Origin of the sequence: Gemella morbillorum (genome assembly GCF_900476045.1) — a bacterium.
Classification (GTDB): Bacteria; Bacillota; Bacilli; order Staphylococcales; family Gemellaceae; genus Gemella; species Gemella morbillorum.
This window is the reverse complement of the sequence record NZ_LS483440.1, coordinates 994,370-1,007,281: the sequence shown is the minus strand read 5'-3', so window position 1 is coordinate 1,007,281 and position 12,912 is coordinate 994,370. Positions and strand designations below refer to the sequence as shown.

The window sequence follows — 12,912 nt, the reverse complement described above, 5'->3', positions numbered from 1 at the left end:
ATAGGGGTGAGGATTATTACGAAAAAATTGTCTAGAAGTTATGCGAAAAAGAAAAATTCAAATAAAACCCAAAGTAAAGAAAAAAATAAGACACAGAAAACTAGAACGATAAATAAAACAAAAAATTTTAAATCAAAAGATAAAAAAAGGAGTCACTCAAAAAATCTAAGAGTAACTAAAAGAGTTAGGAATATTGCTACTACAACAAGAAATATAAAACAAAAGATATTGCCTACAGTAGTTGGGGTGTTTTTAGTTATACTGGTTGGAGTAGTCATAGTTGAATATTATGATAATACAAAGATTATTATACAGCGTCAATTAGTAGGTAGTACCAATGTAGAGCGTGCTTGGAACTTTTATCAAGAAGAAGGATTTAGTGAAGAAGCAACTGCAGGTATATTAGGGAATTTTATGAGAGAAAGTAAAATGAATCCTACTGTAGAAGAGATAGGTAATAAAATAGGATATGGTATAGCGCAATGGAGCTTTACAAGAAGAACAGACTTAGAAAAATGGACAAAAGAAAATAATTTTTTAGTTTCGAGTTTGGAAGGTCAATTAAATTTTAGTATATATGAAATGCAAAAAATGAAATTTGGAAAGTATTCATATGCGCAGTTTAAAAAATTAAAAGATGTCAGAGAAGCTACTGAAGTATTCGAAAAACATTTTGAAAGAGCAGGGGTTGTCGCACTAGATGAACGAATAAAATATGCTCAAGAAACGTATAATCAGTATTCAAAAACAAAAGATAGAAGCAGTTAATTTATGTATAAAACTACAAAGATTAATTTTTTCTATCTTATTTTTTATGAAAACATCTTAACTCATAGATAAAAAATCATTAATATGATAAAATTAAGTAGATAAAGAGATTGAGCTAAGAAATATAAGCTTGATAGTTAGATAATTTAAAGAGGTAATTATGGCAAAAGAAAGAGCGGATGTCCTTTGTGTTAGTCAAGGATTATTTGAGTCAAGAGAAAAAGCTAAACGTGCTATTATGGCAGGTATAGTTTATAATGAAAATATAAGGATAGATAAGGCTGGAGAAAAAGTAGATTCTACTGCCGAGCTTAGAATAAAAGGGAAACAAATGCCTTATGTTAGCCGTGGAGGCTTGAAATTAGAAAAAGCAATTAATGAACTAGGTTTTTCAGTAAAAGATAAAGTAATGATAGATATAGGTTCTTCAACAGGGGGATTTACTGATTGTGCTTTACAAAATGGTGCTAAATTTGTTTATGCTTTAGATGTTGGAACTAATCAATTAGTTTGGAAATTACGTAATGATGAGCGTGTAAAAGTGATGGAACAGACTAACTTTAGACATTCTGTCAAAGAAGATTTTGATGTGTATGAGATTGATATAGCATCGATAGATGTTTCATTTATTTCATTATCACTGATTTTACCAAATCTCTCAGAGATTATAAAAGATGGAGGAGAGGTTTGTGCTTTAGTAAAACCTCAGTTTGAAGCTGGGAGAGACAAAGTAGGGAAAGGCGGTATAGTTCGCGATAAAAAAGTCCAACTTGAAGTTGTAGAAAAAGTGTTACTACTGGCTAATAGTGTTGGCTTTAGTATGACAAATCTATCATATTCTCCAATAACAGGTGGAGAGGGAAATATCGAATTTTTAATGTTATTAAAATATAACGCTACAAAAGAAATAGAAAACAAAGTTATTAATATTGAACATATAGTAAATAATGCTCATAATCATTTTAAATAGGAGGACAATAGGTGTTAATACAGTTAAATATAAAACAGTTTGGAATAATAGAAAGTGCTACTATCGAACTTAAAAATGGTTTGACTGTTTTGAGTGGTGAGACTGGAGCAGGTAAATCAATGATATTAGCAGCTATATCACAACTTTCAGGACAAAGAACATCTACTTCTTATATAAGATATGGGGAAGAAAAAGCAAGTGTTGAGGGAGTTTTTGATTTTCCGAAAAACAAAGAGGTCATTAATATATTTAAAGATCTTGATTTAGATTTAGAAGATGAAGTAATAATAATTCGACGTGATATTTACAGTAGTGGGAAAAGCGTTTGTCGTATAAATGGAACAATAGTTAATTTATCAACATTAAAAAAAGTAGCTGTCTATTTATTGGATATGCATGAACAACACGATAATCAAATTCTTTTAGTAGAAAAAAATCATCTTAATTTAATTGATTCTTTTAACAAGGAAGAAATAAAGAAAGTTCGAACGGAGTATAAAGAAAAATATAAAGAATATAAAGTAGTCACAGAGAAAATAGAAAATTTAAAACAACAGGAGAGTGATATACTTCAAAAAGTTGATTTTCTAAAATTTCAATATCAAGAACTTGCACAGATGAAGTTGAAAAAAGATGAAGATATTTCTCTAGAAAAAGATATAGATTATCTAGAAAATTTTGAAAAGGTCAATACATTAGCTTATAGCATAACTGATGGAATTGATGGAGAATATGGAATTTTATCAAAACTTGCAGAGATAAAATCAAATTTAGGTGAATTAAGTAGATATAATAGTAATTTTGAAGAAAAATACGAGGAAATAACAAATCTTTATTATGTTTTAGATGACTTAAAATATGAAGTGTCTAGCTACACAGATGATATTGAATATGATGAAGAAAAATTAGATCGTTTAATATTTAGAATGGATAAAATAAAAAACCTTGAGAAGAAATACTCACGTTCATTAAACGACTTAATAATCTTTAGAGAAGAAATTAAAGAAGAATTAGAAGAGTTAGAAAATTATGAAGAAAACTATGATAAATATATAGTAGAGCAAAAGAATATATTGGCTGAGTTAAAATCTCTAGGGGATAAATTAACAACTATACGTAAAAAAACTGCTCAAAAACTAGAGAGTCTTATTCAAGAAGAATTGAAGTTCCTGTACATGGATAAAAGCACAATAAAAGTAGACTTTAAAGATAAAGAATACGCAAGTGATGGAAAAGATGATGTAAGAATCTTAATTAGTGCTAACCTTGGGGAACCATTAAAATCATTATCGAAAGTGGCTTCTGGTGGAGAATTATCTAGAGTTATGTTAGCTTTAAAAATTATATTCTCACGTAGTATTGAAGCAACATCAATTATTTTTGATGAAATAGATACAGGAGTAAGTGGTCGTGTATCACAACGAATGGCAGAGAAAATGTATCAATTAGGTGTTGGTTCACAAGTATTATGTATATCACATTTACCACAAACAACTGCTCTTGCTGATACTAATCTGTTAATTAGTAAAGAAGTAATAGATAAACGAACACTAACATCAATTAAAGAATTAGATAGGCAACAAAAAATAGAAGAAGTTGCACGTATGATATCAGGTGATAAGATGACAAGATTATCAGAAGAGCATGCTATAGAAATGTTAAAATTAGCAGAAAAGACAAAAGAAGAAATTAAAACAAAAAAATTTCAATAACTATAAAAAGGTCAAAAGGAGGACTATGATAAAAGAAGGAAAAATTTTAAAAGCACTTAGTGGTTTTTATTATGTACAATGCCAAGATGAGTTGATAACATGCCGAGCACGTGGTAATTTTAGAAACGACAATATTACTCCACTTGTAGGAGATGATGTTAAAATTCAGATGAGTGATAATAATACAGGATATGTAGTAGAAATACTTGAAAGAAAAAATGAGTTATTAAGACCTAAAGTATCTAATATAGATTACAGTATTATTATTGTTTCAGTTAAAGAACCGGATTTTTCTAGTAAGCTTTTAAATAAGTTGATATGCTTAAATGAAAATAGTCACGTTGATATTATAATAATTTTCACAAAGTTAGACTTATTATCAAAAGAAGAGTTAGACAATATAAAAACTATAATGGATTATTATAAAAAAATAGGATATATAGTTTTAAGCAATACTAAAGAAGATATAGCTAAATTAAAAAAATTAATTTCAAGAAAATATGTTGCAATTTCTGGTCAATCTGGAGCTGGGAAAAGTACACTCATAAACACATTAACAACAAACTTGGATATAGAAACTGGAGAAATATCTAAACATCTAGGGCGTGGGCGCCATACGACAAGACATATAGAGTTTTACCAAGTAGACGATTTTTATATAGCAGATACACCAGGATTTTCGTCATTAGATATAACTTTTATAGAAAAAGAAGATATTCAATATTTATTTACAGAATTTAATAATTATGATTGTAAGTTCAAACCTTGCAATCATATTGAGGAAGTAAAATGTGGTGTAAAAGAGGCGGTAGCCACAGGCGACGTGTTGGAAAGTCGTTATGAAGACTATAAATTATTATTTAAAGAAAAAGAAACACAGAAGAAGAAATATATAAAGGAGAAATAATTATGAAAAAAATATTACCTTCAATTTTATCAGCAGATTTTGCTAATTTGGAACGTGATGTAAGAGAATTAGAGCAGATTGGAATTGATATGTTTCACATAGATGTCATGGATGGGAATTTTGTTCCTAACATTTCTTTTGGATTTCCAATTATCGAAGCTATTCGCTCAAAAACAGATAAAATTTTTGATTGTCATCTAATGATAGCACGACCAGAAGAGTATGTAGAAAGATTCTGTAACGCAGGTTGTGATATGGTATCATTTCATATAGAAGCAACTAATCATGCTGATAGGGTAATTCAAATTATCAAAAATTCAGGGAAGAAAGCGGGGATGGTTTTAAATCCACAAACTCCAATTGAGAGTGTAAAATACCTACTACCAAAATTAGATTATGTACTGATTATGACTGTTAATCCTGGATTTGGAGGACAAAAATTTATTCCGGAAATGTTAGAAAAAATAGAAGAATTAGCGAAAATTAGAGAAGAAAAGGGATATAGTTTTCTAATTCAAGTAGATGGTGGAGTTAATGTAGAAACATCAAAACTTTGTCGTGATAAAGGAGCAGATTTATTAGTTTGTGGTTCTTTCTTATTTGGTGCAGAAGACAAAGAAAAAACATTAGGTGAGTTGTTAAGATAATGAATGAACAAAGAGAAGTAAATATTATGTTGGGGGGAGAATTCCCAACTGAAGTACCAACAATAGGGGTATGGTGCGGAGTAGATAAAGGAGCTTTATATTTAGCCGATAAAGGAATAAGACCTCTATTAAGTTGTGGAGATTTTGATTCAATTTCTGAATCTGACAGAAAGAAAATAGAAAGTATATCAGAAAATTTTAAAATAAAAGAAAGTCAAGACTTAACAGATGCAGATTATGCATTAGAAGAATTGGTAAGACTTTATCCAAGTATAGAAAAAATAAATATATATGGAGCTACTGGGAAAAGGTTAGATCATTTTTTTGGCAATATTTTTCTTTTAAATAATGAGAAATATGAAAGAATTGAGCTGAGTATAATAGATGACAATAATATTATTACAATTGCTAAAAGTGAAAAAAATGTATTTCCCCCAAAAAAAGGTTATAAATATTTTTCAATTATTCCAATTTTTCAAGATACAAAAATGACTATAAAAAACTCTAAGTATGAGGCGGAGAATTTACTTTTGACACTAGATAGGCCTAATGCTACAAGTAATGAATTTTGTGGAGAAAATGATATAAAGTTAGAAGTTAATAAAAATGTATTAGTTATATATTCAAAAGATTAGAAAGAAGAATTTAATTATGATAGAAGTAATTCAGTTTATAGTAATAGCCATTTGTGCAGGATTTCTAGGTTCTCTAGTCGGTTTAGGCGGAGGGCTTATAGTAACTCCAGCATTGACTATACTTTTTGGAATAGATATAAAATATGCTATAGGAGCAAGTATAGTAGCGGTAATTGCGACTAGTAGTGGTTCTGCTATTGCTTTTGTAAAAGACCATGTTAGCAATATGAGAGTAGGTATGTTATTAGAAATATTTACAACAGCAGGTGGTGTGATAGGAGCATTAATGGCTGGAATATTCTCATCTAAATTATTGTATATATTTTTCTCATTAATACTCTTAAACGCGTTTTATGGAATGTTAAAGAAAACGGGTTTGATTACAAAGAAAAGAGTTGAAGAAAAAGTTGAGAATGATAAATATGCAGAAAAGTATAAGTTAAATTCAAGTTATTATGACAAAGCAACTGGAAAAACTTTAGCTTATAATGTAACAAATGTACCCCAAGGGTCACTTGTAATGTTTGGGGCAGGTTTTGCTAGTGGGTTGTTAGGAATAGGAAGCGGAGCGTTCAAAGTAGTTGCGTTGGATAATTATATGAAGTTACCTATAAAAGTAAGTACTGCAACAAGTAATTTTATGATGGGGGTAACAGCAACTGCCAGTGCATTAATATATTTTTTCAATGGGACAATAAATCCCGCTATAGCAGCTCCTATTGCATTAGGTACACTTATTGGATCGAGAACAGGTGCTAAAGTAATGCAAAGATTGGATGCAAAATATATTAGATATATATTCTTACCGATACTTTTATTTACTATAATAAATATGTTTTTAAAAGGTATGGGGGTGCTGTAAAATGAAAGAGAAAAAAGATATAAATGTCGTTATTTCAAATATTTTAAGATGTGGAGTTTATATTAGCTCAGCACTAATCTTAATAGGGATATTTTTAGGATTAGTAAAAGGAGTAGAAAGTTCTCTTATATTAGAGCGTTATAGTTTTAATCAGATGTTTAATGGATTAGTAGAGTTTGATTATTATGCATATTTAATATTTGGAATTTTTATATTGATATTAACACCTATTTTTAGAATCTTGGGATTGCTTTTTGTTTATCTCCAAGAAAAAGATTATAATTTTGTAAGAATTTGTTTAATAGTATTAGTCATATTGATAATAAGTCTAACTTTGGGAGTTAAACATAACTAGAAATAGAAGAAATTTTCACAAATGTGAACAAAATGTGAAGAAAAAATGTTAAAATATAGTAAAACTGCTATAGTTTAACATTTTTCTTTTGCCATAAACATAACTATAGTATACAATAATTAATGTAATATTTACTTTAAATATAATTTAAAATCATAAAGGAGGTATATCTATGTTGGATCCATTATTACTTGCAAGGATACAATTCGCTGCAACAACAATATTCCATTTCTTCTTTGTTCCAATAACAATAGGAATGGTATTCTTAATTGCGATATTTGAAAGTATTTATGTTAAAACTGGAGATGAACATTACAAACGAATTACTAAATTCTTTGGACATCTATTCTTAATTAACTTTGCGGTTGGAGTTGTTACAGGTATCTTGCAGGAGTTCCAATTTGGTATGAACTGGTCAGAATATTCTTCATTCGTAGGGGATGTTTTTGGACCATCACTAGCGATAGAGGCATTACTTGCATTCTATCTTGAATCTACGTTTATCGGTATTTGGATTTTCTCTTGGGAGAAAATTAATAAAAAATTACATGCAATGTGTATTTGGTTAGTAGGTATCGGTACAGTTATGTCAGCATTTTGGATTTTATCAGCAAACTCATTCATGCAACATCCAGTAGGAGTTAAGTATGTTGAAAATAATGTTATTGGTAAAAAAGCAGAAATGATTGACTTCTTGGCAATTGTAAAGAATCCATATTTATGGAATCAATTCCCTCACGTATTAACTATGGCATTAACAGTAGGATCATTTACTATTGCAGGTATTGCAGCTTGGAAAATGTTACGTAAACATGAAGTTGCAATATTTAGAAAAGCATTTAAAGTGTCAATTATTGGTGCGCTAATTGGATCTACTGGTTTACTGTGGACAGGACATTCACAAATGCAGTATTTAGTAAGAGAGTATCCGATGAAGGTTGCTGCAGCTGAGGCGTTGTATGAAGACACAGGCAATTCGGCACCATTTTCTGTATTAGCAAAAATTGATCAAAAACAACAAAAAGCAGAGCATTATATTGAAGTTCCTAGCATGTTAAGTTTCTTAGCATATGATAAGTTTGAAGGTAGTTTGAAGGGAATGAAAACACTCCAAAAAGAAATGGATGAGAAGTATTATCCAGTATTTGGGAAGCACATTGATTATACCCCACATGTCCCAACAATTTATTATTCATTCAGGGTTATGTCTGGTTCAGCATTTATTTTATTCTTTGCAGCATTGCTTGGAACAATTTTCTCATTTAAGCGAATTGAAACTAAAAAACGTTGGTTCCTAAAACTTATGCCATGGATGCTATTAGTGGCAGAGGTTGCTACTGCATGTGGTTGGGTAATGGCAGAGATGGGACGTCAACCGTTTTTAATCTTTGGAGTTATGACTACTGATGCTGGAGTTTCACCTAACTCAGCAAGTTCAGTATTATTCTCACTATTAGTATTTTGTGCTCTATATACAATTTTAGGTATTGTACAGTTTATCGCATTTAGATATATGATGAATAAAAAAGAAACAACTGTGAAGGAGGTAGCATAGTATGGATTGGTCAGTAGCTTTACCAAATATATGGTTCTTACTTATTACAGTCTTATTCACAGGATTCTTCGTATTAGAAGGATATGACTTCGGTGTTGGAGTTCTTGCTCAAGTATTAGGTAAGACTGATGAAGATAAACGAGTTTACTTCAATACAATTGGTCCTTTCTGGGATGCTAACGAAGTTTGGTTATTAACAGGTGGTGGAGCAATGTTCGCAGCGTTTCCTATCTGGTATGGTAAATTATTCAGTGGATACTACATTGCTTTCGTTTTAATGCTAGTAGCATTAATTCTACGAGGCGTATCATTTGAATTTAGAGGTAAATTGGGTAATAATAGAACTTGGATTAAATCATTCGATATAGCAATGTTTGTTGGTAGTTTATTACCTCCAGTATTATGGGGAGTAGCTGTAGCAAACTTTATGACGGGGGTTAACCTTGACGAAAAGAAAAATCTAGTTGATGGTTTCTTAGGACTATTATCTCCATTTACAATTCTTGGAGGAGTGATGATGTTACTTCTAATGCTAGTTCATGGAGCGCAATTCTTAGCACTAAAAACAACAGGTGAATTAAGAAACGCTGCTCGTGCAACATCTGCATTATTATTCCCATTTGCGGCAGTAGTAACATTAGTTTTTGCAATTTGGGCATTATTTAAAACAGATATATTCACTACGAACTATTATGTAGGACTAGTTCTTGCGTTAATAGCAGTAGCACTATTTGTATTATCATTTGTCTTGAATTTCAAAGGTCGCGACCTAGGTGCTTTCTTGAGTACTTCAGGGACTCTAGCATTTTTAACTCTAAGTGTCTTTGCAGGTATGTTCCCACGTGCTATTATAAACAGTAATGATCTTAGCCAATCACTATTTATATATGATGCTGCGAGCGGAATTTACACACTAAGACTTATGACAATAGTTGCATTATTCTTATTGCCATTTGTGTTAGGTTACCAAGTTTGGTCTTATTCTATCTTTAGAAAACGACTATCAAAAGAAGATGAATTGGAGTACTAGTTAATGAAAAAGAAGGAAGAAAAAATAAAACTTCCTGTTAAAAAAAGTTTAACATTAACTTTATTACTATTATCAATATTTGAAGCAGCTTGTATTATTATACAGGCTGCTTTTTTGGGTAAAGCAATAGTTGGCTTATTCTATAAAAATTTTGATAATGTAGCAAGGGATAGTGTTCTTTTTTTAATAGGATATACATTAAGAGTTGTGTTTTTACATTTACAACAATATTTTACAGAAAAAGATGCATTGAAATTTGAAAAAGATTTACGTAAAAGACTGTTAACGAGTTATTTTAATCTAGGGCCAGATTTTACAACTCGTGAAGGTTCTGGGAAGTTAGTAACCCTGTCAATTGATGGAATTGGGAAGGTTAAACAGTATTTTGAACTTAATGTTTCAAAGAAAATCCGTGGTGGAGTAATTCCAACGTTAGTAGTAATTTTTATTTTTTATACTGACTATGTATCAGCATTAGTTATAATTTCTGTTATTCCAGTAATAGTTGCCTTTATGATTTTATTAGGGATAAACGCACGAGATATGGCAAATAGACAATATAAAAAATATCGTGCATTATCAAATAACTTTATTGATACAGTGCGTGGTATAGAAACGCTTAAGTTTTTAGGAATAAGTAAAAATTACTTGCCAATTATGGAAAAGAAAAATTCTGAATACCGAAAAAGTACTATGAAGACTTTAACTTTTGCCTTTCTAAATAGTTTTGCGTTAGATTTTTTAACTACAATAGCAATAGCTCTTTTAGCTGTAAGATTGGGGATATTGTTACTTGATGGAGAAACAAGTCTATTACCATCATTAACTGTTCTATTAATTTCACCAGAGTTTTTCTTGCCGATGAAACAAGCTGCAACAGATTATCATGCAACTTTGGATGGGCAGATAGCTTACGAAGATATAGAGCATATGATTAAAAAAAATAATAATATAACTAATGAGGAAAAGGTTATAACTAATGTAGATAGTATTTTCCTTAAAGAAATTTCACTTATAAAAGATGATAAAGAAATTTTAAAAGATATCAATCTAGATATACAAAAAGGAAGTAAAATAGCCTTAGTTGGCCCAAGTGGAAGTGGAAAAACTTCGTTAATTTCAATATTATCAGGTTTTAATAAGCAGAGTTCAGGAGAAATATTTATTAACAATGAAGTTGTTTCATTAAATTCAAATTCATGGACTTCTAAAATTTCATATATTTCACAGTTTCCTTATATATTCCCGGATACTATAAAGAATAATATCTTATTTTATGAGAAGGATATAGTTAGTGAAGAAAAATTGAAGGAAGTATGTAGACTTGTTGGATTAGATACATTCATAGAGGATTTACCAAATGGATATGATACCCTTATTGGTGAGGCAGGTAATGAACTTAGTGGAGGACAGGCACAACGAATTGCAATAGCACGCGCTTTGATAAGTAATAGAGAAATTATTATATTAGATGAGCCTACAAGTCACTTGGATATTGAAACGGAATTTGAAATTAAAGAAAAGTTATTACAGTTATTTGAAAATCGTACAGTAATTATTGCTACACATAGACTACATTGGCTGAATAATATGGATTATATCGTTAATTTAGAAAAAGGTATGATAGTAGATTTTGAAAGAATAGTAGATTTTAAACAAAGTTTACGATATGCTAGTTTAAAGAATAATTTAGTAGGGGGTGGCTACAATGAGAAATAATTCTATTGTTAGAACAGAAATCAAAAAAAATAAAAGTATGATGGCCCTCGTAGTTATTCTAGGTATACTGTCAACAGTTAGTGGGGCGGCACTTATGTATGTGTCAGGTTTTTTAATAAGTAAGTCATCATTGAGAATAGGGAATATTCTTATGCTACAAGTCCCAACCGTATTAACAAGAACATTTTCTTTATCACAATCTACATTTGCTTATCTACAACGTTTAACAAGTCATAATTTGGTCTTAGGGATTATAGAGAAAATGCGTAGTCGAGTTTATAAAATTTTAGAACCGCATGCATTGAAATTGAAAAAAGAATATAAGTCTGGAGACTTACTTGGATTAATAGCTGAAGATATTGAACATTTACAAAATATTTATTTGAAAACAATTTTTCCTAGTATAGTGTCATTAGTTCTTTATGTTATATTTGTAACATTAATGTTTGGATATGATATGAGTTATGCCATTCTAGCAACTCTGTTCGGATTATTTATAATTTTTATAGTACCTTTTGCATCACTTACATTTACACGTCGAAATTTTCAAGTAATGAAAGAAGCAAAGTATGATCTTTATAAAAATTTCACAAGTGCAATTTTCGGAATTAGCGATTGGATTTCATCAAATAGAGTGAATGACTTTATGAATGAATATCAAGAAAAAGAAACTAGACTATTAAAAAAAGAAACAAAGATTAAAATTTTTGTGCATTTTAGAGAAAACCTAGTAAACTTTATAGCAGGATTGACAGTTTTTTATATGATTTATAGTTGTTGGAATATGACCCTAAATGATTCTATAGAAAATGTATATATAGCATCGTTTTGTATGATGGCATTATCGGTTATGAGTGTTTCTGTTATGACAAGTGAATCTGTAGCCCATATCCCAGGATATGAAGTTTCGATTAGGCGTGTTAAAGACTTCTATGCTAATGAACAAGATGATGTAGATATTGATAAAGTGCTACAAAATAAAGAAGGAAATGTTATTGATATAGAAAATGTTACATTTGCTTATGAAAATGGGAAGAATGTTCTTGACAATATTTCGTTATCAATAAAAAAAGGAGAAAAAGTTGCAATATTAGGTCGTAGTGGTGTAGGGAAATCTACACTTGTTAAGCTATTGACGGGAACTTATACTGATTATACAGGAAGTATATCAGTTTTAGGAAAAGTTCCAACAGAAAAAATGTTAGGAACGAAAATTTCATTATTGAATCAAAAACCTTATCTTTTTGATATGACTATTCGTGAAAATTTAAAGTTGGCATTGCTAGATAAAAAAGAAGAAGTAACAGATGATGAGATTAACAGCAAGATTGAAGAAAGTTTAGAAAAATCTCAGCTTACTAGATTAATTTCTGAACTTCCAGAAGGAATAAATACTAATGTTTTTGAGACAGGTAGTCGTTTTTCAGGAGGAGAACGTCAGAGAATTGCTTTTGCAAGAACTCTTATTCAAAATAATGAACTTCTACTTCTTGACGAGCCAACAGTTGGTCTTGATCCAAAAACAGAACATGAATTACTAAAAACAATTTTTGAGATTAACAGAGATAAAACAATAGTTTGGATAACGCACCATTTAAATTCTATAAAATACATGGATAGAATAATTTTTATTAAAGATGGAAAAGTAGAAATGAATGGAACTCACGAAGAATTATATCAAACAAATGAAAAATATCGTAAATTATATGATATGGATAATGTAGAATAATAGAAAGCAGCAGGATAAGAGAC

At 30.1% G+C, this 12,912-nt stretch carries 12 protein-coding genes; all 12 read left to right on the top strand.

Annotated elements, in window-relative coordinates; translation table 11 throughout:
- Window positions 1-27 precede the first annotated feature (27 nt).
- Window positions 28-768, top strand: coding sequence for a phage tail tip lysozyme (locus tag DQN46_RS04980; protein WP_224207397.1), 741 nt, complete (start codon window positions 28-30; stop codon window positions 766-768).
- A 160-nt stretch (window positions 769-928) separates the two neighbouring features.
- Entirely contained in the window at window positions 929-1,738 is an 810-nt protein-coding gene (locus DQN46_RS04975; RefSeq protein ID WP_111743231.1) for a TlyA family RNA methyltransferase, read from the top strand.
- 11 nt (window positions 1,739-1,749) lie between these two features.
- On the top strand, window positions 1,750-3,450 hold the full coding sequence (gene recN, locus DQN46_RS04970; RefSeq protein ID WP_111743230.1) for a DNA repair protein RecN: 1,701 nt from the start codon (window positions 1,750-1,752) through the stop codon (window positions 3,448-3,450).
- Window positions 3,451-3,475: 25 nt separating this feature from the next.
- Window positions 3,476-4,357 carry a ribosome small subunit-dependent GTPase A gene (rsgA, locus tag DQN46_RS04965; protein ID WP_111743229.1) on the top strand — a complete coding sequence of 294 codons (882 nt, stop codon included), beginning with the start codon at window positions 3,476-3,478 and terminating at the stop codon, window positions 4,355-4,357.
- A 2-nt stretch (window positions 4,358-4,359) separates the two neighbouring features.
- Entirely contained in the window at window positions 4,360-5,004 is a 645-nt protein-coding gene (gene rpe / locus DQN46_RS04960) for a ribulose-phosphate 3-epimerase (protein WP_004631759.1), read from the top strand.
- Window positions 5,004-5,639: a thiamine diphosphokinase gene (locus tag DQN46_RS04955; RefSeq protein WP_111743228.1), complete on the top strand. Its 636-nt coding sequence runs from the start codon at window positions 5,004-5,006 to the stop codon at window positions 5,637-5,639. Before rpe ends, DQN46_RS04955 begins: the two co-directional genes overlap by 1 nt.
- 16 nt (window positions 5,640-5,655) lie before the next feature.
- Window positions 5,656-6,501, top strand: coding sequence for a sulfite exporter TauE/SafE family protein (locus tag DQN46_RS04950; protein WP_111743227.1), 846 nt, complete (start codon window positions 5,656-5,658; stop codon window positions 6,499-6,501).
- A 1-nt stretch (window position 6,502) separates the two neighbouring features.
- Entirely contained in the window at window positions 6,503-6,856 is a 354-nt protein-coding gene (locus DQN46_RS04945) for a DUF1634 domain-containing protein (RefSeq protein ID WP_111743226.1), read from the top strand.
- A gap of 172 nt (window positions 6,857-7,028) precedes the next feature.
- Window positions 7,029-8,411: a cytochrome ubiquinol oxidase subunit I gene (locus tag DQN46_RS04940; RefSeq protein ID WP_111743225.1), complete on the top strand. Its 1,383-nt coding sequence runs from the start codon at window positions 7,029-7,031 to the stop codon at window positions 8,409-8,411.
- Between the two features lies 1 nt (window position 8,412).
- Window positions 8,413-9,441: a cytochrome d ubiquinol oxidase subunit II gene (cydB, locus tag DQN46_RS04935; protein ID WP_004631767.1), complete on the top strand. Its 1,029-nt coding sequence runs from the start codon at window positions 8,413-8,415 to the stop codon at window positions 9,439-9,441.
- Window positions 9,442-9,444: 3 nt separating this feature from the next.
- On the top strand, window positions 9,445-11,160 hold the full coding sequence (gene cydD, locus DQN46_RS04930) for a thiol reductant ABC exporter subunit CydD (protein ID WP_111743224.1): 1,716 nt from the start codon (window positions 9,445-9,447) through the stop codon (window positions 11,158-11,160).
- Window positions 11,150-12,889, top strand: a complete 1,740-nt coding sequence (gene cydC, locus DQN46_RS04925; RefSeq protein ID WP_111743223.1) for a thiol reductant ABC exporter subunit CydC — start codon at window positions 11,150-11,152, stop codon at window positions 12,887-12,889. Before cydD ends, cydC begins: the two co-directional genes overlap by 11 nt.
- Window positions 12,890-12,912 lie beyond the last annotated feature (23 nt).